The 21,282-nt window shown below is 45.6% G+C and carries 23 protein-coding genes; 9 read left to right on the top strand and 14 right to left on the bottom strand.

Translation table 11 applies throughout. The features are described 5' to 3' along the window. The first annotated feature begins 30 nt into the window (after positions 1–30). Positions 31–2,007, top strand: a complete 1,977-nt coding sequence (locus DOM22_RS11790; RefSeq protein ID WP_142700569.1) for a hypothetical protein — start codon at positions 31–33, stop codon at positions 2,005–2,007. 89 nt (positions 2,008–2,096) lie between these two features. Then, complete coding sequence (locus DOM22_RS11785; RefSeq protein ID WP_246845606.1) at positions 2,097–2,795, top strand: glycerophosphodiester phosphodiesterase; 699 nt, start codon at positions 2,097–2,099, stop codon at positions 2,793–2,795. Positions 2,796–3,164: 369 nt separating this feature from the next. Here DOM22_RS11785 and DOM22_RS11780 read toward each other — a convergent pair whose 3' ends face one another. From DOM22_RS11780 to sohB, 9 genes are all read right to left on the bottom strand, one after another. Beyond that, a complete protein-coding gene (locus DOM22_RS11780; RefSeq protein WP_142700567.1) occupies positions 3,165–3,404 on the bottom strand; it encodes a twin-arginine translocase TatA/TatE family subunit in 240 nt (79 codons plus the stop codon). Between the two features lie 32 nt (positions 3,405–3,436). Beyond that, complete coding sequence (gene tatA / locus DOM22_RS11775; RefSeq protein ID WP_142700566.1) at positions 3,437–3,691, bottom strand: twin-arginine translocase TatA/TatE family subunit; 255 nt, start codon at positions 3,689–3,691, stop codon at positions 3,437–3,439. Positions 3,692–3,771: 80 nt separating this feature from the next. Further along, the gene (locus DOM22_RS11770; protein ID WP_142700565.1) at positions 3,772–4,248 is read right to left on the bottom strand and encodes a hypothetical protein; all 477 of its coding nucleotides are present in this window, start codon (positions 4,246–4,248) and stop codon (positions 3,772–3,774) included. A gap of 221 nt (positions 4,249–4,469) precedes the next feature. Further along, complete coding sequence (locus DOM22_RS11765) at positions 4,470–5,666, bottom strand: ABC transporter permease (protein WP_246845604.1); 1,197 nt, start codon at positions 5,664–5,666, stop codon at positions 4,470–4,472. Positions 5,667–5,694: 28 nt separating this feature from the next. Beyond that, entirely contained in the window at positions 5,695–6,666 is a 972-nt protein-coding gene (locus DOM22_RS11760; RefSeq protein WP_142700563.1) for an ABC transporter permease, read from the bottom strand. A gap of 23 nt (positions 6,667–6,689) precedes the next feature. Then, on the bottom strand, positions 6,690–8,378 hold the full coding sequence (locus tag DOM22_RS11755; RefSeq protein ID WP_142700562.1) for a peptide ABC transporter substrate-binding protein: 1,689 nt from the start codon (positions 8,376–8,378) through the stop codon (positions 6,690–6,692). Positions 8,379–8,455: 77 nt separating this feature from the next. Further along, on the bottom strand, positions 8,456–9,442 hold the full coding sequence (locus tag DOM22_RS11750) for an ABC transporter ATP-binding protein (RefSeq protein WP_142700561.1): 987 nt from the start codon (positions 9,440–9,442) through the stop codon (positions 8,456–8,458). 12 nt (positions 9,443–9,454) lie between these two features. Beyond that, positions 9,455–10,426 (bottom strand): ABC transporter ATP-binding protein, encoded by a 972-nt coding sequence (locus tag DOM22_RS11745; protein ID WP_142700560.1) that lies wholly within the window; start codon positions 10,424–10,426, stop codon positions 9,455–9,457. A gap of 15 nt (positions 10,427–10,441) precedes the next feature. Beyond that, complete coding sequence (gene sohB / locus DOM22_RS11740; RefSeq protein WP_142700559.1) at positions 10,442–11,461, bottom strand: protease SohB; 1,020 nt, start codon at positions 11,459–11,461, stop codon at positions 10,442–10,444. Positions 11,462–11,570: 109 nt separating this feature from the next. Between sohB and DOM22_RS11735 the strand changes: the two genes are divergently transcribed. Next, complete coding sequence (locus DOM22_RS11735) at positions 11,571–12,302, top strand: hypothetical protein (protein ID WP_142700558.1); 732 nt, start codon at positions 11,571–11,573, stop codon at positions 12,300–12,302. Positions 12,303–12,320: 18 nt separating this feature from the next. Here the strand turns inward: DOM22_RS11735 and DOM22_RS11730 are convergent, their stop codons facing one another. The 4 genes from DOM22_RS11730 to ahpC all read right to left on the bottom strand — a co-directional run bounded on the left by DOM22_RS11730 (position 12,321) and on the right by ahpC (position 16,244). Then, positions 12,321–13,037 carry a VC0807 family protein gene (locus DOM22_RS11730; RefSeq protein ID WP_142700557.1) on the bottom strand — a complete coding sequence of 239 codons (717 nt, stop codon included), beginning with the start codon at positions 13,035–13,037 and terminating at the stop codon, positions 12,321–12,323. A gap of 74 nt (positions 13,038–13,111) precedes the next feature. Then, positions 13,112–13,792: a DUF2259 domain-containing protein gene (locus DOM22_RS11725; protein WP_142700556.1), complete on the bottom strand. Its 681-nt coding sequence runs from the start codon at positions 13,790–13,792 to the stop codon at positions 13,112–13,114. A gap of 149 nt (positions 13,793–13,941) precedes the next feature. Beyond that, a complete protein-coding gene (gene ahpF / locus DOM22_RS11720) occupies positions 13,942–15,513 on the bottom strand; it encodes an alkyl hydroperoxide reductase subunit F (protein ID WP_142700555.1) in 1,572 nt (523 codons plus the stop codon). A 164-nt stretch (positions 15,514–15,677) separates the two neighbouring features. Further along, a complete protein-coding gene (ahpC, locus tag DOM22_RS11715; RefSeq protein WP_142700554.1) occupies positions 15,678–16,244 on the bottom strand; it encodes an alkyl hydroperoxide reductase subunit C in 567 nt (188 codons plus the stop codon). A gap of 166 nt (positions 16,245–16,410) precedes the next feature. On the opposite strand from ahpC, the gene DOM22_RS11710 reads away from it, so the two are divergent. Then, positions 16,411–17,370, top strand: a complete 960-nt coding sequence (locus DOM22_RS11710) for a hydrogen peroxide-inducible genes activator (RefSeq protein ID WP_142700553.1) — start codon at positions 16,411–16,413, stop codon at positions 17,368–17,370. A gap of 40 nt (positions 17,371–17,410) precedes the next feature. Here the strand turns inward: DOM22_RS11710 and DOM22_RS11705 are convergent, their stop codons facing one another. Next, positions 17,411–18,532: a hypothetical protein gene (locus tag DOM22_RS11705; protein WP_142700552.1), complete on the bottom strand. Its 1,122-nt coding sequence runs from the start codon at positions 18,530–18,532 to the stop codon at positions 17,411–17,413. 175 nt (positions 18,533–18,707) lie between these two features. On the opposite strand from DOM22_RS11705, the gene DOM22_RS11700 reads away from it, so the two are divergent. The 5 genes from DOM22_RS11700 to DOM22_RS11680 all read left to right on the top strand — a co-directional run bounded on the left by DOM22_RS11700 (position 18,708) and on the right by DOM22_RS11680 (position 21,245). After that, positions 18,708–19,061 (top strand): hypothetical protein, encoded by a 354-nt coding sequence (locus DOM22_RS11700; RefSeq protein ID WP_142700551.1) that lies wholly within the window; start codon positions 18,708–18,710, stop codon positions 19,059–19,061. Between the two features lie 97 nt (positions 19,062–19,158). Beyond that, positions 19,159–19,509: a trypsin-like serine protease gene (locus DOM22_RS11695; protein WP_142700550.1), complete on the top strand. Its 351-nt coding sequence runs from the start codon at positions 19,159–19,161 to the stop codon at positions 19,507–19,509. A gap of 143 nt (positions 19,510–19,652) precedes the next feature. Beyond that, positions 19,653–20,207, top strand: a complete 555-nt coding sequence (locus DOM22_RS11690; protein WP_142700549.1) for a hypothetical protein — start codon at positions 19,653–19,655, stop codon at positions 20,205–20,207. A gap of 15 nt (positions 20,208–20,222) precedes the next feature. Continuing rightward, positions 20,223–20,828 carry a hypothetical protein gene (locus DOM22_RS11685; RefSeq protein WP_142700548.1) on the top strand — a complete coding sequence of 202 codons (606 nt, stop codon included), beginning with the start codon at positions 20,223–20,225 and terminating at the stop codon, positions 20,826–20,828. A 126-nt stretch (positions 20,829–20,954) separates the two neighbouring features. Beyond that, complete coding sequence (locus tag DOM22_RS11680; RefSeq protein ID WP_142700547.1) at positions 20,955–21,245, top strand: hypothetical protein; 291 nt, start codon at positions 20,955–20,957, stop codon at positions 21,243–21,245. Positions 21,246–21,282: the final 37 nt, after the last annotated feature.

The raw sequence follows: 21,282 nt of genomic DNA, 5'->3' as shown, positions 1-21,282 counted from the left end.
CGGTCGGGACCTTTCGAATAAGAATAGGTCATGGATCGCCGAAACCGCTCTGATAAATATTTGATCTCTGAACAGCCAGGTATGAAAATCCTTTTGACGGGTTTGATCCTGGCTTTTCTTATTGGCTACACGACAAAATCTGTTCTTTCTCCCGCACGTATCAAAGCGCAGTTGGAAAAAGCCGCGAGCCACATACACAAAGACATCAAAGTTTCTTTCGATTCTGCCGAGCTCAGTCTCGCTGATGGAATTTTGCCGCGATTTGCGATCGTGATTAAGCAGGTGCGCATGGAGTCGGAGCAAGCTTGCTGGATGTCTCCGGTGCTGGAGATCGATGAAATGCGGTTGCCAGTTTCTGTCTGGGGACTGATCACTAAAGAGTCACCCATTAAAACCATTGATGCTGATAACATGCAGCTGACTTTGCGTGGAACTGTCGATGCCTGTGAAAAAGAAAAACAGGAGTTAAAGAAAGCGGCGGCGGGGGGGGATAAAGAGCAGGCTCCTCTGGTGACGTTAAGCCCTTCCGAACAAGCCGACAAATACCGCAATGACATTCGTGGTTTGAATATTCAAAGTTTCAAGATTATCTCGGCTCAGTATCCCCAGTATCCTTCGGAACTTTTAAGTTTCAAAGCTTCGGTGAAATCTTTTGAGCCGCGCGTGGTTGAAGTCCATGCGAAAACTAATTTCCTGCGCGATGAAACGGTGGGAGATTATCTTTCCCATGCGAACTTGTTTTTGGAATACAAAGAGGTACCAGAGCAGTCCTTGCAAGCGCACTTTTTCGGTAACTGGCGCGAGGGACATTATTCGGTTATTGCCCATTACTCTTCGGCAGATCACTTGTTGAATGTTGAAACCGACATGAAACACATTCCTTTAAGTCAGGTGCTGCAGGTTTTACAAAAGTACGATCTGGTCTCTAAAGACCTGAATGGCAAACAAGTTTGGGTGTCAGCGAAAGCTCGTATGACTGGCGAGGTAGAAAAGTTAAAGTCAGCACCTTTGGAAGTGAAAGACTTCCGTATCGAAGGTGATTTGGGCGAGATGAGTATTGATCAGGCTTCGTTCACATCGGTGGATCCTCTTCGTTACAAACCATTGTTGATTGATATTCAAAATATGCGTATCGATAAGTTGATGGCCTTTATCAATCGCCCTCAGAAAGCCCGCATCTTTGGTGATTTGGGGTCTTTTACGGGACAAGCGGAATTCGTATCTGAAAAGGACATTCGTTTGGTGGGCGAGCACCATGGGTTGCAGTTTATTTTTTCGAATAAAAGCGAACGTGAAGTTCAGGCTGTAGATCGCATTGCTGGCGAGATGTCGCTTAAGGGGGATACTTGGAATATCGCGGTGACTCGTGCCGAGCCTCGCGGCGGTAAATTTATTGGGAATGTTAAAGTGAAAGCCGATCGTGACTTTAAGGATGTGAGTTTAAACGCCGATATTGACGAAGTGACTTTGGCTCCCGCTGTGCAAGCCTTGATGACGGACGGGGGAGAAATCGGAACTTTGACTTTAAATGCCGAAGCCCGCATGACCGAAGGAAAGGTCTCCTCGGTTCATGGTTCAGCTCAGCTGGATACTTTGGATGTGGAAGGTATGACTTTTGGAAAATCCAAAGCCAAATTTGACCTGAAACAAAAAGATGTCGTGATCCTGGCCCAAGCACAAAGCATGGTCGTAGAGGATGATTCTGTCGGAGTTGAAGTTTTTGGCAAAGTCACTAATCCTGATTGGTGGGTGGATCAAAAACTTTCCATGCGTGATTTGAATGGTGAAGTTCATTGGAAAAACGATCAAAGCCTGCAGTGGAAAAACGTGAAAGCTAAAGTCGATAAAGATAAAGAGCTTGAGACGACAGGAGCGTGGGATCAGTACGGGATGCTTTCGGGGCGTGTGAATGCTCGCGCAGGTAAGTCCTTACAAGTTCTAAAAATTGGTGGCAGTCGTGATCTGCCAACTTTCGAGTTTGAAGCTCATGCGAACACTCGCAAATGATTCTTTTATTAATCTTCCTTATTTTGGTGATCTCGCTTCTGTTTTATAAGCATTTCCTGTGGAAAGCAGACCCGTGGCCAGAAGGGGGAGTGAAACCTCCACCATATCAAGGTCATCGTGGATACTGGAAGGGCGGCGCTCAGGAAAACTCTTTAGCTTCCTTTAAGGCAGCGAAAGAGCGCGGCTGGCAAATGGTCGAGATGGACGTGCGCTTGTCGAAGGACGGCCATGTGGTGGTCTTTCATGATGATGATCTAAAGCGAATCATCGGCGATACCAGACGCGTGGCAGACGTAACTGCGGCAGAGCTTGAGCGCATTGCGAATATTCCAACCTTGCGTGAAGTTTTGTTAAGTAAAGATGTGCCGCCGTTCTTGAATATTGAATTAAAGACCAACAAATCCACCGATCGCAGTTTGGAAGCGAAAGTCGTGCGCGTGATTCACGAAACGGAATCAGCCTCTCGCATCTTATTTTCAAGTTTCAATCCCTTGGCTATTCGTGAACTTTATAGGCTTTTGCCAAAAGTTCCCCGGGCTTTATTAGCGACGAAAGAAAAAGATCCCGCAAACCGCTGGTATTTGAAATTGTTAGTCCTAGCTCCGTATATTCACGCGAATATTCTGCATTTGGATCATCGTTTTGTAAGTACAGAAGATCTGCGCAAATTTGTTAAGCGCGGAATCCCCGTAAGCTTCTGGACCGTGAATGAACAATTCCGCGCTGATGAGTTGCTGGCAAACGGCGCTCAATCTATCATCAGCGATACCCTTGCTCCCAAAGTTTGAATCCGATTCAAAATGCCTTCTGTTGATTTTTGATTTAAAGCTGTTCGGCGTATGCGTAAATTCGGCCGGACCAACGCACACAGTTACCGAAGCGGAGGTAAACTGTCACAATCTGTTTGATGCATGCAGCAACCGGAGCGGCAGTGAATCTTGCGAGTACGTTAGGATATTCGATTGTCCCACTCAGTTACCGAAGTGGAGATGAACTGTTTTGCGTGATCAGGACAAAGCAAAGTTGAATTACCAAAAACGAAAATCTTCGAAAAAACCAAGGGGATGAGGCGTGCGGAGACGGATGCACTTCGAAAACAAAAAAGCCTTCGTGGTTTTCCAGAAGGCTTTTTATTAAATCTAATTTTTCGAAAACAACTAAGAGTTATGAGGCTCTTTGTTTGTTTGCGTTTGATTCATTTGCTGACCTTGATTTTGTTGGTGGGACACCTGTTGTGGCGCCACTTTTTCGTCAGCATCAATTTCGTTCAAACCTTTTTTGAAGCCACGGATGGCTTGACCCAAAGAAGAACCCAATTGAGGCAATTTGCTTGGACCAAAGAAGACCAAGAAAACTAGAGCGATTAGAAGAAGATGTGTCAGGCTTAATGAACCCATTTTAAATCTCCCGATTCCAAAGAATCACACAACTAAGTGTTGTGCGGATCTTTTTGGCTTTGAGTTTGGTTAACTTGTTGGCCTTGTTGTTGTTGGTGAGAAACTTGTTGGTTGTTTACGTTGTCTTTGATGTCTTTTGCATCAACGTCAATCTCGTTCAAGCCTTGTTTGAATCCGCGGATGGCTTTACCCAAAGATTGACCTAGTTGTGGCAGACGGCTTGGTCCAAAAAAGATCAAGAAGATCAGACCAAGTAACAGAAGATGTGTAACGCTAAACTCACCCATTGAAAGGCTCCTCCCAGAGGTTTTAATCAGTCTACACGTTTTAGACTGCTCAGGGAGGAAAATCAATCCAAGACTAGGGATTATTGGGCTGTAGTCTCATTTAATTCGTTTTGGTCGGATAAAGCGGCCTCATTTTCTAGCGCCGCGTCTGAAGACTGATTAGCTACGACGGCATTCTCGTCAGAGGTGTTCATGTTCACTGGAGCAGTCTCAGATTGGCTCACTGACTTCGCAGGAAGCTCCTTAGCCAAGCCCTTAGCCGGTTTAGCAGCATTTGCAGTGTTATTCGCATTCACATTTGAAGAGCCTTTTTTAAGAGCCTTAAGCTTTTTATCGTACTTAGCTTTTACGGCTGCCAGGTCTTTTTGATAGGCCTCGCGGATCGATTTTACCTGCGCTGTATTGTACTCATCCATACAGCCAGAGTAGGTGGAAGCAGCGATTTCTTTCGCTTTCGCACGGCACATGACCTCACCAGAAGCTGGTGTTGAGTTCGCCGCCGCGAAGGTGTTATTAGCGAATAGAATTGTGAAAACAAAAGACAAGACAGTTTTCATAAAGACTCCCATGGAAAATCTAGGAGTTGCTATTCCAAGTTCCGTGCCTATTCGTGCTCAATTGGATTGCAGGACGAGAGAGGGAGTGGGTGGTTTTTTCACGGCTGTACAGCAAATTGGCAGGTGGTTCGCTCTTCAAGCCTCGTCCATCTGCATTTGCGGGGAATAAAAAAAGCCACTCTTTCGGAGTGGCTTTTTGCTATTTTGCTTAGTTTGAGAAACTATCTGCGAACTGATTTTGGATCGATGGCGTCTTGGAGGCCGTCGCCCAGGTAGTTGAAGCTGATCGTTGTCAGCAAGATCAAGATACCTGGCAAGATCGCTAGGAACGGAGCTTGGTAGATCAACTCTTGGGCGTTGTTAAGCATGTTACCCCAGCTTGGTGTTGGGGGCATGATACCTAAGCCTAAGAAGGAAAGGGCGGCTTCGAATAAGATGGATTCGCCGACACCCAAAGTGATCGACACTAACATGGGCGCGATCACGTTCGGGAACATGTGGCGGATGATGATCGTGCTGTCTTTTGCACCCAAAGTTCTTGCTGCCAAGATGAACTCGCGCTCACGCAACGACAAAATACTTCCACGCACCAAGCGTGCAACCGTCATCCACGAGAACAAGCACAGGATGATGATCATCTTAAAGATAGATTCATTCTGGGTGCTGACGATGGCATTTAAAACTGGGATTTTAGTAAAGTCGATAGCTGCCATGACGATCAAAACCGGAATAGTCGGAAGACTTAACAAAGCATCCGTTACACGCATCAATGCGGTATCAATCCAACCACCATAGTAGCCAGCAATACTGCCGATCAATAGGCCCACCAACGCAGATGCGATGGCAACCAAAACACCCACACCCATGGAAACGCGAGTTCCATAAACCAGGCGGATGAAAACATCGCGGCCCAATTCATCTGTTCCGAAAAAGTGGAAAGTCTTAAAGCCATCAAAGGTTTTCAGCAAACCTTTCGTTTCCGGAATGTCCAAGGACTTAAAGATCTTGATAGCTTCTGGAACTTCTTTTGAGCCCACATCGTAAATCGCATCGGCTTCAGGAACAGAAACCAAACCTTTTTCAACCAAGGCTTTTTGAATTTTGTCAGCCTCGTTCGGATTCGCTAAAATGAATTTTTCAATTTCAGTTTCGCGAACATCAGGACCAGCTTGAGTTGTTTCGAATGGCGCGACGTAACGATTTGCTACATTTTGCGCATCGGGATCAAGACCTGTGATGGATTCAATTGTATTTGCAAAGATCGCAACCAGAAGGAATAAAGCGATGATGATCGATCCCGCCACGGCCAACTTGTGGTCCAAGAACTGGGAAAGAATCATCTTCCACATCGGCATCGCTTTTTCAAGGTCTGCGCGGTCTTTGTCTGTAAGTGCTGTCGACATATCTATGTTATTCATTGTTAATTCACTTCCTGACATCTGCGACCTACTTGTAAGCAATACGTGGATCTGCGAATCCGTAAAGGATGTCGGCCACTAAGTTCATTAACAAAACCATGCTCACAGAAATAACGAATGAAATCATCGCCACGTTATAGTCGTTACCGATGATAGAGTCGTAAACCAATTTGCCCACACCTTGGTAAGCAAAAACAGTTTCCGTCAAAAGAGCGCCCGAGAATAAAGTGGAAATACTCAAAGCCAGGATCGTGATCAAAGGAATCAAAGCATTGCGGAAAGCATGTTTCCAAACCACGGTCTTGTAGTTAAGACCTTTGGCTTTTGCTGTACGGATAAAGTCATTGCGCATAGCCTCGGCCATTGCGGAACGAGTAAAGCGCGAGAAACGACCGATTTGCTGAATAGACAATGAAAGCACTGGCAGCACCAGATACTTCGCGCGATCCATAATGTCAGCCCAGAATCCCATATTTTCAGCACCAATAGTTTGCGTGCCTCCGGCCGGGAACAGCGGAATTTTTACGGCAAAGACGATAATTAAAACGATCGCCAGCCAGAACGAGGGTATCGAAATACCCGCAAACGAGAAGAAGTTCATGAAATAGTCAGTTTTGGAGTTTGGTTTTAAAGCCGAAATCACTCCCAGTGGAACCGCGATCACGATCGACAAAAACAGTGATGCTGCAGAAAGAATAAATGTGTTCCACAGACGTGGGCCCATCAATTCCTGAACGGGTACACGATAAGTACGGCTGTAACCCAAGTCGCCAGTCACTAAAGACGCCATCCAGTTGCCGTAACGTTTATAGATTGGTTGATCCAACCCATACAAAGTTTTTAGGCGGGCAACGTCCTCAGCCGTGATTTTGGGGTTTGAGGCCACCATCATGTCTACCGGATCTCCGGGCATTAAACTCATCAGAACAAAAACCACGTAGGATAGCACGGCTATCACTGCGAGAGTTTGCAAGATGCGACGGGTGATAAATGTAGTCATGGGTAGCCTCTCTTAAATACGAATTACAAAGACCAGTCTTCGATATAGTTAGTTTCGTAGAACTGGTGACCAGACATTTTGTAGTTTTTCAAATTCTTAGGAACTACAGAGATGTCAGAGCGGTAGTACAACGGAAGTACAGGAACTTCGTCAGTGTATTGTTTCAACATATCGTGCACCAAAGCTGTGCGTTTTTTCGCATCAAACTCCAGATCCAAAGCATCTAGATCTTTATCAACTTGAGCATTTGTCCAGCCCATGTAGTTCTGACCTGACCAACCATTTTTATTGGATGGGATCGCTTTAGAAGACAAAGTCGAGCGTGGGGAGTTCTCCGGAGAAGAAACCCAGGCAAACAACGCCATTCCCGCGAATTTACGTTTCGACATTGTATCGCCGAAGAATACGCGTGCCGGTTCGTTCTTAACTAGAACTTCGATACCATTTTGTTTCCATTGGTTTTGTAGGTAAACTTGTACCAACTCACGAGTTTTGTTACCCGCAGTTGTTTGGAATACCAAGGAAAGGCGTTTGCCGTCTTTTGAACGGAAACCATCCGCTCCCATTTTCCAACCAGCTTCATCCAACAATTTTCCACCGGTGCGCTTAGAGTAAGCGTACGTCGTGATCACTTTAGGATCTTTTGTGAACCAAGGATCTTTAGGGGATACATTATGAACAGCGACTTCCTGGCGGCCTTCGAACAAAGCTTTAACCAGGTCATCACGGTTGATCGAGTACAAAAGTGCTTTACGAACTTTCACATCTTTCAAGATCGGATTATCCAGGTTCAAGTCGATATGTTCGTAAGTCACTGAAGGAACGAACTGAACGTCGAATGGCAGACCTTCAGCTTTTGCTTTTTTCTCGAAAGCCAAAGCCTGGTCAAAATCCAAACCAAGAACAGAAACCATATCAATAGTGCCTGAGCGAAGGTTCGCTTCCATTGTTCCTGTATTAGGAATCAACTTAACGATCACTTTTTGGATGTTTGGTTTTTTACCATAGAAATGTGGATTTGGTGCGAAAGCCACGTGTGAACCCAATTTCACTTCAGTGATCACATAAGGACCGCTGTAAAGACCTGGGTTGGTTGGATTACGAACATAGTTAGAGTTTTTTTCGTAACCTTCTTTAGCTTTGCCGTGTTTTTCAAATACAGCTAGCTCCAAGTGTGCAGGCACAGGGAAGAACTGAGCCAGTTGATAGAAGCTCCAGATCGCTTTGTCATATTTGAAAGTACATTTTTTTGGATTTTTTGGATCAACGTCGATTTTTTCAACTTGAGTCCATTGCTCTTTTTCACCAACAGCTACGTTAGGAGAAGTGGCAATTTTTTGAGAAGCGATGAAGTCAGCACAGATAACTGGTTTGCCGTCGCCCCATTTAGCACCTTCAATGATTTCCCAGTTAGCTACGATTTTCTTTTTGCCGCCATCGTCGATGATTTTAGCAGTGCCTTTTTCAATTGAAGGAATCTCTTTCGCCAATTGCGGAACCCATTTTCCATCCGGAGTCAGGTTTACCAATGAACGACCCACCATACGGTACATGTAAGCAGAAGCCGACATGGACATGATGATTGGATTCAAAGTTTCAAATTCCTGAGAAATACCGATTTTCAATTCGGCATTAGAAGGAGCTGCCACAGCTTGTACGCTCATTCCAAGAGCGGCTCCCAGCAACAATCCTTTTGCAAGTCTATTCAACATTCGTTTCTCCTTGTTGATACCTAAAAACAAATTCGTTCACAGTTTACTCCGGTAAAATCGGAGTCCAACCAGCCCAACTAGGCCGGAGCCATCTGCGGTGCTTTTTCCAACCAGCACGCTTTGTGGTGAGTGCCAGCGCCTTCAAGAACCGGGATCTTTTCCTTACAAACGTCCATGACATAGGGGCAGCGTGTATGGAAAGAACAGCCTGAAGGTGGATTGATCGGGCTTGGCACTTCGCCACCCAATGATTTCTTCATCATTTTCTTACCGTGACCCACACGTGGAATCGCACCGATCAACGCCTGAGTGTAGGGATGTTGTGGGTTTGAGAAAAGTTCATCGCGTTCCGCGATTTCAACGATCTTACCCAAGTACATCACAGCAATACGGTCACAGATGTGTTCGATCACTGAAAGATCATGAGAAATAAAGATATAAGTCAGACCCAATTTCTGTTGCAGATCTTCCAGCAAGTTCAAGATCTGAGCTTGAATGGAAACGTCGAGCGCTGAAACCGGTTCGTCACAAATAATAAGTTCAGGATTCAAAGCGATCGCGCGCGCGATAGAAATACGCTGACGTTGCCCGCCAGAGAATTCATGCGGGTAGCGATTCACTGTGGATTTTCTAAGACCCACGATTTCGATTAATTCCAAAACGCGTTTTTCACGCTCTTCCATGGTGCCCACGTTGTGGATGTCCATCGGCTGGCGGATCGCTTGCCCCACAGTCATGCGCGGGTCCAAAGAAGCAAATGGATCTTGGAAGATCATCTGCATGTCGCGACGTTTTTTACGAAGCTGTTCACCAGATAATTTTAAGAAATCTTGACCTTCAAAATGGATCGAACCTGCTGTGGGTTCGTAAAGGCGAATCAGCGTGCGACCCAGTGTGGATTTACCGCAACCGGATTCCCCAACCAGACCCAAAGTTTCACCTTTGCGTACGACCAAAGAAACACCATCAACGGCTTTAACAGAAGCCACTTCGCGCATCAAAAAACCTTTTTTGATCGGGAAGTGCTTTTTGATATTTTTGGCATCTAGAATGATTTCGTTCATCTGCATCACTCCTTAGGCTACCGGGTTAAAGCAAGCCACAGTGTGGCCAGGTTTAAATTCAACAACAGGTGGTTTTAGAACCGCACATTCGTTCACGGCACGCGGGCAGCGATTTGTGAACGGGCAGCCCTTAGGCAACTCGTGAGGAGCGGGAACAGAGCCTTCGATGGTTCTGAGTCTTGCCACACGCTCGCCAAATTTTGGACGGGACGCAATCAAAGCCGCCGTGTAGGGGTGACGTGGATTTAGGAACAACTCTTGAGTATCAGCTTGTTCACAGAATTGACCGCCGTACATCACCATCACACGGTCCGAGATCTCAGAGATCACGCCCAGGTCATGAGTGATGAATTGCACAGTCATATTAAATTTTTGTTGCAGACCCTGGATCAATTCCAAAATCTGCGCTTGGATTGTTACGTCCAAAGCTGTCGTCGGTTCATCGGCGATCAAGAACATAGGATCACAAGACAAAGCCATCGCAATCATCGCACGCTGTCTCATACCGCCCGAAAGTTGGTGCGGATAGGAGTTATAGCGTTCGCCAGGGGAGGGAATGCCTACCAGGCGCAACATTTCAATGGCGCGTTCTTTAGATTCTTTTTGAGTGCACTTTTTATGGCGCATGATCTGTTCGTCCATTTGACGACCGATCGTAAGAACGGGATTCAAAGCTGTCATCGGCTCTTGGAAGATCATGGCCATCTCGCCACCGCGAACTTCTTCCATTTGCGATTCATTGATTTTTAAAAGATCGCGACCGTTTAGCAATACCTGACCACCAGTGACGGTTCCGGGTCTTTCAATCAAACGCATCAGGGAATAAGAAGTTACGGATTTACCGCAACCAGATTCCCCGACGATGCCCATAGTTTGGCCTTTGTTGATTGAATAAGAAATGTTGTTAACGGCCTTGAAGGGGCCAGCCTTCGTGACGAAGGTCGTTTCAAGATTTTTGACTTCGATAACAGGAGTTTCTTGCACTATCTATGTACCTCTTTAAAGGAAACGACGTGTTTCTAGTTCTTCAACGATGGAAAGGGCTGCCTTTTTCATGGCTTTCCCTAAAATCCCTGTCAGTTTATCGCCGATAGACTGTTTATGTTCGTACTTCACTTTGATCACTTGGTGTTGGTCGGCCAACGTCATCAAGTAATCATCGCTCGTGCGAATTTCATCCACCAAACCTTTACCGATAGCTTGCTCGCCATACCAGTATTCGCCTGTGGCCACTTCTTCTAAATTAAGTTGTGGACGGAATTTGCCCACGAAACCCTTGAACAACACATGCGTGTCCTCAAGTTGTTGTTTGAATTTTTCTTCACCTTTGGGAGTGATCTCACCCAAAAGACTCACGGTGCGTTTGTACTCGCCGGCAGTGTATTCTTTGAAATCCACATCATGCTTTTTCAAAACACGGTGGATGTTTGGAACCTGAGCGACGACGCCAATGGAGCCCACGATCGCAAAAGGTGCGCACAGGATTTTGTTAGCTGTCACAGACATCAAGTAACCGCCCGAGGCAGCAACCTTATCCACGCACACAGTCAGAGGAATGTTTTTTTCACGAACACGCAAAAGCTGGGAAGCCGCTAAGCCGTAACCGTGAACCACGCCGCCCGGGCTTTCCACGCGAACGACAACTTCGTCTTGTGGAGTGGCGATAGTTAGGACCGCCGTGATCTCTTCACGCAGGTTCTCAACCGCAGAAGCTTTCACGTCGCCTTCAAAGTCTACAACGAAGATTTTTTTCTCCACAGCATGAGACTTTGCATCGTGAGCTTTACGTTCTGCTTTAAGTTTTTTCTTAAGTTCTTTGCGCTCAGATTTAGAAACCGTGTGCGCTTTAAGGAGATTGCGGAAGCCTTTGTATTTCTTATGCAAAAGTTCTACTTCAACTTCTGTTTTATGGCCCGCTTTGGCAGCAAGGATGGCGATCACGATAATGACCGCCAAAATAGCAAAGAGGATTAGAAAGGTCTGTGCGGCGAAGATTCCGATGCTCTGCATTGCGTCCATTGATGCTCCTTGATGCAAGGGCCTACGTTATTAAGTTATTGGACAAAGGTCGAGCATCTTTTTTTGTTTGCTCAAAAAAAAGGGAGCCTCCTGATAGACTGGGTCAAGAATGAAACCTCCTCGCTGTTTACTGCTTATTTTAGGTCTCAGTTTTTCCTCCGTTGTAGCTCACGCTATGGATGCGGAAGAGGAACGTCTGCGTGGTTTTGCTGAGCATCAAAGTAAGTTCAGCCGTTTCGACGAAGCCCGCGAGGGTGGCAAGCGCGCATACCTCGAGGAACAAGAGCAGTGGGCGTCTGAAAAAGACCGCGATCTGGCTGCTTACAAAAAGAACAAACCTAAAGCGGAACCGGTGATGGACGAAAATAGTCCCGAGTACCGCGCTTGGGAAAAGCAAAAAAAATCTGAAGAGCAAGCCTACGAAGAGACTCGTAAGGCGTTTTCAGCTCAAGCCGCAAAGAATCAGGCTTTGGACCGCGAAGCGAAAGGTCTACCGACTTTGGCGCAAGAGTTGGGGCTTGATCAAGAACGTCCACGTTTTGATTTCGCCAAACGTCACTTCGGAACTTCGACTGTGGGCAGTTCAGGAACGGGTCGCGGCGGCGGGGGAAGCAGCGGCAGTTTCAACCCAGGAAACTCTTCATTTCCACCTCCACCAACATTTGATGACTTTAGCGATGGCTACGTGCCAGCACCGAACGTGTCCCCAGAGGACTTTGGCGATGTACCACCGCCACCACCTCCACCAATGCCTACGGGCTTTGGTGATTTCAGTAATGGCAGCGAATTTATCCCTCCGCCACCTCCACCTCCCGGAAATTTCGAATCCGGAGATTTTTAGAGGTAACAGTTCCCTTTTTTAGGATTTTAGGAGTTCGTCGGTGCTTAGGCCGGCGTATTCTTTTACGCCTTTCATTAGGTACCAGAAGATGCCCAATAGGAAGATCATGGATGGGACCATGATGATGGCCATGGACCATGTGGTCATTTTTGCGATTTGTTCGTTTAGGATTATGGATTGGGCATCGGCGGCCAATGTTGAGTCGATATCTAGGAAGATCTTTCTTGCCAACACGAAGTTTAGCACCGCACTGAATGCGAAGCTGAGAGAGAGCCACATTGTTGCTTTTCTCATGTGATCGTGGAACTCGGCTTGTTTGCCGTGCTCTTTTAATTTTTCTTCCAGCAAGTCTACTTTCATCACGCCGGGGTTTAGGAACAGGCTTTCGATGAATGGTTTTTTAGTAAATGCAGATCCCAAGACGAAAAGACCTACCAGAGACGGGAACGCGGCTTCTTTGACCGCAAACCAGAATCCGTGAATTCCAATGACCGCAAGTCCACCAGTCAAACCCACGTTCAATAATCCCAGGATAGAGAACGCGTTTACCTTTTTGCGCTTCAAAAGATCGTAGATGCCGTAGATCAACGGGAAAGCCAGTGCCAAAACCAAAGCATTCAGTGGGCCGATATGCTTAGTCAGTTTGTTCAGGATTAGAACCGGCAACAGAATGTTAAAAATTAAGTTCAGCCAGCTATTTTCAGGTTTTGCTTGAGGGGCAGTGGTTTCAGTCATGGTGGGATATATTTGTCGGCTTCGCGGCAAAATGCAAGGATGCATGCCGCGTCAGCCGACTAGGAGTGTGCGGACTAGTTCAGTTTTGTGGATAGAACGACGAAGTCGTGGTCCATACCTTCAAATCCCGGGCTGTCATAGGAAATAACCAGCACCAGTCTGTCGTCGTGACGGATGACTTGTGCAATTTTATAGTTTTGTGCGCAGATGCGAGCGCCTGGTTCAGAATAGTCGGAAAATAAAACCTGAGTTTCGCTTTTTCCTTTAGAATCTGTTTTCGTGACTGCTAGTTCAAGGCGACTGCTCGCGATGTCCCAGTCATTTTTACACATTGGATTTGGAAAGCGCGCAGGAAGTGTTTTTAGTTGGAGGCGGTATTTTGCATTATAGGTATTAAGTGTGATTTCTTTGTCTGCCGTGGGAGTGACAGTTTCGCCTCGGATACCATATGGGATAAGTCCACCAAAGCTTGTGAAGTTCACAGATTGAATTGCGAGTTTAAGTGCCAGTCTGTCATTATCAACTTCTGTGTCACGCGTGACACGCAAGATTTCTCCGCGATCGTATTCGTCCACTTGTTTGATAAACACATTCGCATAGCCGTAACCGGACCCATCACCAACAGCCGATGTCGCGTATGAATAGTATTTACCATCCGTAGAAAAACCAAGGTTGTGGAATTTAAGTGTGTCAGCAGCTTGTGCAGTGACGCTGGCGAAAGAAAGGACGACCAGAGAAAGAATTAGTTTTTTCATAAAGACTCCTATTTGGTTGATAGGAATCTTTTACCGCAGGTGCGGCAAAAACTAAGAGAACTTCAGAATCAAAGCGCGGCAAAACTGCCGCACCTTGAGTTTTCGCAGGTAATAACTTTACGAATCGTAAACGTTAGGTCGACGATTGCTTAGGCGTGATCGTACATGCGATCTTCGAAAGCCGCCAAAGCGGCTTTCGCGCCTTCGCCCATGGCGATCACGATCTGCTTGTATGGCGTTGTTGTCACATCACCAGCAGCATAAATACCTTTAACATTCGTGCGGCATTTCTCATCGGTGATGATTTCACCAAACTTCGTCAGTTCCACAGTGCCTTTTAGGAATTGGCTGTTGGGAACTAAGCCGATTTGAACGAATACACCATCAAGATCTAACTTTTCAAGTTTGCCAGCTGTGCGATCTGTGTATTCCAATTGATGAACCTTTTGGCCATCACCTAGAACTCTTTCAGTTTTCGCTCCTGTGATCACAGAAACGTTTGGCAGTGATTTAAGTTTATCAACCAGGATGCGATCCGCCTTAAGTTCGTTATTGTATTCAATAACAACCACTTCACGCACGATACCCGCAAGGTCAATTGCTGCTTCCACGCCAGAATTTCCTCCGCCGATTACCGCAACTTTTTTACCTTTATAGAATGGGCCATCACAGTGAGGGCAGTACGCCACACCACGGCCCATATATTCTTTTTCCCCTTCAACGCCAAGCTCACGCCATTTTGCACCCGTTGTGACGATGATGGAATCCGCAACCAAGTGCTCGCCACTTTCAAGCTCGACCGTTTTGATCTTGCCTTCAGTTTTGATCGTTTTCACGCGGCGGTTTTCCAAAACGCGAACTGGATAGCTTGCCACGTGTTGATTCAATTGCGCTGCCAATTGAGGACCTTCTGTGTAAGTCACACCAATCAAGTTTTCGATACCTTTGGTTTCTTGAACTTGGCCACCGATTTTCTCAGTGATCAAAGCTGTGCTTAAACCTTTACGAACAGAATAGATCGCGGCTGACGCTCCTGCGGGACCGCCACCAATAACCAGGACATCAAAGTGACCCAGGTTTTTGTTAACGGGTTCAGAAGGCTCCGTCGAAGCGTTCTCGTCGATGCCGTATGTTTTTTCTAGTTTTTCAATCAAGTCCAAAACGCTGATGCGACCCGAGTGAAACATTTTTCCGTTGCCAGCCAAGCTTGGCACACCCTGGATACCCAATTTTTGAACTTCATCTTGAACATAGCCGCCGTCGATCACTTCATGCTTCATGTTGCCATGAGCAAGGGTGATCAAGTTCAAAGCTTGAACAACTTCAGGGCAGTTTTCACAAGTCAAAGACATGAACGTCTGGACGGTGATGCCTTTTTTCAAACGCTTTACGCGGTCTGCAAGTAAACTATCTAGTAGTTTACCTTTGCCATCAGTGTTTAGGATAGCAAGGATCAACGAAGTGAATTCGTGACCGCCAGGAATACCTTTAAAAGAAATTCCTGTTGGTTTGCCTTGATAAGCAATTTGGAAAGCTGGAACTGGCGAAGTGTTGCCAGACTCTTTAATAGTAATATTTGGAGATGTTTCAGCAACATCATTCAACATTTCAAGAAGGTCTTTGTGATCTTCGTGGGGGCTGTTATCGATGATGAGCTCGACCGGCTTTTCAAGTTTGCCGAATACAGAGACTAGCTGTTCGCGGAGTGATTGATCTAACATGAGTGGCCTCCTTTAATAAAAAACGACTTTAAAGCTGCCATCCAAAGTTGAATAGAACCTTTAAAATCGTCGCATGGAGAGCTGGTGCGGATGAGAGAGCCGCCGCACCAGCCGAATTATACACTTCGACTCGCGTCGAAGTAGAACGTTCAAAAATCTAAGAATTAAATTTTACCAACAAGGTCCAAACCAGGTTTCAAAGTAGATTTACCTGGAGTCCATTTAGCTGGGCAAACTTCGCCTGGATTTGCAGCGATGTATTGAGCCGCTTGAACTTTACGGAACAATTCATCAGCGTTACGGCCGATACCGTTGTCTTGAACTTCAGCCAATACGATTTTACCAGCTGGGTTTACCAAGAAAGTACCACGGTAAGCCAAACCTTCTTCTTCAATGTGAACGCCGAATGCGCGAGTCAATTGGAATGTAGGGTCTGCCAACATTGGGTATTTGATTTTTTTGATTGTATCAGAAGCATCATGCCAAGCTTTGTGCGTGAAGTGAGTGTCAGTAGATACGCCGTATACTTCTACGCCCAATTTTTGGAAGTCAGCGTATTTGTCAGCCATGTCACCTAGTTCAGTAGGGCACACGAATGTAAAGTCAGCTGGGTAGAAGAAGAAAATAGACCATTTGCCTTTAATGTCATTAGAAGTAACAGTTTTGAAATCGTTGTGGTGATAAGCTTGAACTTTAAAGTCAGGCACTTGCGTGTTGATCAATGTTTGCATGTATTCTCCTTAAGAATAGCGGTGTTTATAGTGGACCCTTTCGGATCAATAACTGTGGTACTTGATTAGACTAGAAGATCTGGATCCATTAGTAAAATAGATTATAAATATACCTTGATAGATTTTATCTATCGGCGTAGAATCCTTATAAGACAAGGGGTTTACGGTGAAATTAAAGGTGAACTTTTCTTTGACGCAGCTCGAATATGTGATGGCTGTCCATAAGTATGGACACTTTGCGAAGGCCGCAGAGGCCTGTCACGTGACGCAGCCCACTCTGAGTATGCAAATTCAAAAGCTCGAAGATGAGCTGGGAGTGGTGATTTTTGACCGCTCGAAAAAACCTATTCTGCTGACGGACGCTGGTAAGAAACTTATTTCTCAAATGCAGACGGTCCTGTTTGAGGCGCGCAAAATCGAATCGATTCTGTTGGAGGGAACGAAGGGTTCTCGTAAGGGGACTTTGACCGTCGCGATCATTCCGACGATTGCACCATATTTATTGCCACGACTTTTGCCAGTTTGTGTGGAGATGCTTCCAGATCTGGAGCTGAATATTAAAGAAATGCAGACAGATCAAATTATCGAAGCTTTGAATAAGGATGAAATCGACGTGGGGGTGCTAGCAACTCCCACGCAGATCGCAGGGATGTTTGAGTATCCGCTGTACTATGAACCGTTTTATGTCTTATGCGATAAGAACCATGAATATGCGCAACAGAAAAAGATCAAATATCATTCCTTATCCATGGATGACATTTGGTTACTTGAAGAAGGTCACTGCCTGCGTAATCAGGTTTTAGATTTGTGTTCCATCAAAAAGAAAAAGGGTACGGAACGTAAGTACAAGTTCGAAAGTGGTTCGTTGGAAACTTTGAAAAACTTGGTCGATCTTTATGGTGGATATACTCTGTTGCCACAACTCGCGACCCACACCGTGGGGGATCGCAGCCAGGTCGTGCAATTCGAACGCCCCATTCCAGCCCGTGAAATCGGTTTAGTATGTCGTCGTGAACACTATAAGAGTGAACTAGTCGATGCTTTGGGTGAGGCGATTCTAAAAGCGATCCCGGAGGACCTACGCAAGATCAAACCTAAAGACTTGGATGTACTTCCTATCGCTTAAACCTCGGTGGCTGGTCGAGCCGCGCTTTTCGGAGCCATGGTTACATGGCTCCTCTTCTGATGTAGGTTTCGTCGTAAATATGCTCGCCCTTTTTGCCAATCCAAGGTGTGACTTCTTTTGCGGTGATTTTTTTAGCGCTGAAAGTCTTGGCGATTTTGAAGTTCCCTTTTTGGAATGGATTGTTGCATTTTACTTCGGTTGAGATTGTAATTTCGGTTTTTCCATCTCTACCTTCCGTGATTCTCAAGGTGCCATTATCAAGTACATAGCCGCATTCAGCTTTTGGCCAAGCCGATCCACCTCTCGCATAGAAGGCTGTCATTTTGTCTTTACCGAAAGTGTAAGTTCCTGACTTCCATTGCTCCATCCAGATGGTGACTTTCTCAAAGATCTCGTCGTCGGCAGTCGTTGTATCCATCGGATCGAATATTCTTAGAGCAATAACGGTCCCTTTGCCGCTTTTAATTCGGTGAAAAGTGACGGGGAGGTCGTTTCGTTTTTCATCCAGAGGATTGGCTGCAGTAAAGTCCTGGCGTTCAAACTGTGCATCCGCGATGATATAAGCGTCGTTAGCAACTTCTGATTTTGGCAAAGGCAGAAGATCTTCTTGTGGCGGCATGAATTTTAAGTCCTGGGAAATAACAAAGACCGCTTCATAGGTATCGTCTTTGGTTCTTTCATTTGTAAAAAGCCTAGGCGAGATCTCGCCAGATAAAGTTTCCTTTTTTGCGTCAAAGTCGGCCGTGACCACTTGAAAGATATCGTAAGTTTCCGTTTCGGTGCGCGTGAACTCTTGGCCATACAGCGCAGGTTCTGCATTTTTATCGGTCGACTTTTTTGCGAACTCAGACGGAACGGTCATTTTCAATTTAAATGCACATTCCGGCAAAGTTTTACCTGTATTAATACGAACTTCATAAGGAACACGGTCTTTTCCTTCATAGTGCGCATTAAAGTCCTCGATGGCTTCTTTTAGAGCAGTCTTATTTAGAGTGATTTTGGTTTTGTCTTTAAAACACTTTTCTGGAATCTCAACCTCTGCAACACCAGGAATACTAAGTTTGTCATCGCCCTTAGTTGTTACCGAAACTTCGTTGCCAGCCGCGCCCGCGGGAACACCCATAAAAGTCGCAATTAAAAGAATCAAAGTTGAGATGCGCATGGCTTAATCCTTGGTTGTTAGTGATTTAAGGATAGATATTAAGCGAAGCGGTGACAACCGATTGTCTGCATATCCATTGCCGTAATCAAATAAATGTAACGGCGCAGAAGGGGTGGCGTAAGGCCGCTTCTTCCCTCACCATGGACTTCATAGATATCTTAAAAAGGGAGTTTGTATGAAGTCTTTGATTTTATCGGCCGCAGTATTACTTGCTACTTCAACTTCAATGGCATCGGGAATTTACCGCTGTCCGATTACTTCAGGCGATCTTCAAGGTGCAGACACAGTCACGTTGATTCAAGATTGTCGTGATTCTATGACCATGAAAATCACCGGTCAGGGCGAAACGCTGGTGACTAAAACAGTCAATTACGATTACCAAAACTCCGACGAAAACGTCATGATGTTCAAATCTGTTGACCGAAAAACTTTCGTTTACGTTGAAAAAGATCAAGTGGGTTTGAAAGCCCAGGTCTCAGCTCTAAATTATATCGTTAGAACGAACTATTGCCAGCAAGTCGGCTGGTAAATTTTTTTACATTCCGATAAGCATTGCAAAGAGCCTTGGGATTTCCAAGGCTCTTTTGTTTTTGTGATATATCTCGTCGCAAATTCTTTTAAGGCACATGATGATTACCACGCCCAAAGAGGTCACTTCAGACACTGTGACCTTGGTTGGATATTGTATTACCAGTTCCAATGGTGACGATGCTGGATATCTGCGTATGACTACGAAGGACATGGATGACGTCAGCATTCGCAGTGGCAATCTGCTCATTATCCAGCAGCCTCATAACGGAACTTGCAGTGGCGATTCTGGGGGGACCGGTCTTTGTCAGGTGGGAAATGAAATGCAGGTAGCTGGGATCAATTCGTTTGTAGAAGGCATTGAAAAGGATCCCTGCGGTTACATAGGTGGCTCGGTTTATGTGAAGTCTCAGCTCACTTGGATCCGTAAAACGATTAAAGCGCTTTAAAGGCCTTTGGAGCAGGGCTGACCTGTCCAAAGTTTGTACAATCAGGAAAGCATTGCAAAGAGCCTCAGGGAACCCTGAGGCTTTTTACATTGTATGGTATAAATTGCGCGTGTTGTCTCTCTACCTAATAATCGGAGCGCGCTGTGAACACATTCAAATCATTAGTTTCGGTGATGGTTGTGACTTTAGCTGTTGTTGGTTGTGACTCAAAATCCAATGATAATAACGGCAATACCGCAGAGCAAGTAGTCACTCCGTCAGACCAATCCGGCGCGCCATACGGTGGATATCAAATGGCTGATGAACCGGGCACTTACAGTGTTGCTGTTAATTGTGCCGATGAAATAGCGACTCAAAATCTTCCCGATGTGGCGATGAAATTCACTTTGAAACGTAACGGCAGCTATCTTCAAGAAATCGTAAGTCTTGAAAGACGCTGCAGACAAGATTGTTATCTGCGCGGTGAGGGCACGTTCCTTTCATCTGCTGAAGGTATGACCTTCAACCAACGCCAAATTGTTTCTAGCAACCGTGCGATCGTTCAAGGTGTTCGTAATAACACCTACACTCGCAAGTTCAGCCCGATCACTTCCAGAAAATCAGGTTTGATTGTTCTGGTCGATAAAGGCAGCAACAATATGTGCGGTGGCCCAATGGAATTATATTTGACTAAAGACGGCGGCACTCAACGTCGCTAACTGCGGAGAAAATTTATGAATACTATGAAGTCTGTTTTTTCTTTGATGATCGTATCGGTAGCCATGGTTGCTTGTACTGGTAATTCCGGTGGCGGCGGTGGTAATCCTGATAACGCCGTTTATCCGCAGCCCACTGTAATTGGTCCTTATGATCAAAATCAGTATCCGCCGAATAGTGGTGGTGTTTACCCTAATCAAAGTGCGCTCGAGCCAGGGACATACACTGCAACTGTTCGTTGCGATAATGATTGGGCAACGGATCGCATCGTTGGAACAAGCATTGCTTTTTCGTTTAACCAGGATGGTTCTTATGCTCAGGAAGTCAGTGCGGACTACCGCTGTATGAGAAACTGTCTTATGTTTGGTTCGGGAACATACACGGTAAATGCAGGTACCTTCACTATCAACCAGACTCGTTTGGTGAATGAACAGGGCTATGAACTGCAAGGAGCTCGCAGCAATACTTTGCAAGTTGAAATCAACCCGGCATCGCCACGTCGTAAAAAATCTGGTGCGATCGTTTTAAGAGACAACGGAACAGAAAATATCTGTGGCGGTCCATTTACGATGTCATTAAAAAAGCAACGTGAGCAACGTCGCAATGACGGTCGCGGTTACTAGTCCATAGCTTTTTATATTGAAATTAATTGGCCCATGGCCTTGAAATGAGGACTGCAAAAACAGTCCTCATTTTTTTTTGGGTATATGATGACCGAACACGTGCTGTTAAAGGCGCAGGAGGTTTTTATGGCTACCCAAAATCAACAAAGCGGTCCAAGTCAGAACTTAAATCAGAATCAGAAAAACAAAAACTGGAAGCAGGAAGACGAACTAGAAACGGGCGCAGATAAAAGCACTGTGCAGCCTGCCGGAAAAGAAGCTCCTAAACAAGACGCTCGTCAGATTAAACAGGCAACTTCGCAAAACGAAGATTTCAACACTGACGAATTAGAACCGGATGATATGGATTTCGATCAAAAAGAAGATTGGAATCAGAAAAATATCAATATCGAGATCGAGAAGAATCCAAGACATTGATCCGGTTTGAAAAACTTGGGAAAAAAGAGCGCAGTTG

Origin of the sequence: Bdellovibrio sp. ZAP7 (assembly GCF_006874645.1) — a bacterium.
In the GTDB taxonomy this organism is placed as follows: Bacteria; Bdellovibrionota; Bdellovibrionia; order Bdellovibrionales; family Bdellovibrionaceae; genus Bdellovibrio.
The sequence above is the reverse complement of the archived record's forward strand: the minus strand, read 5'-3'. Positions and strand labels throughout refer to the sequence as shown.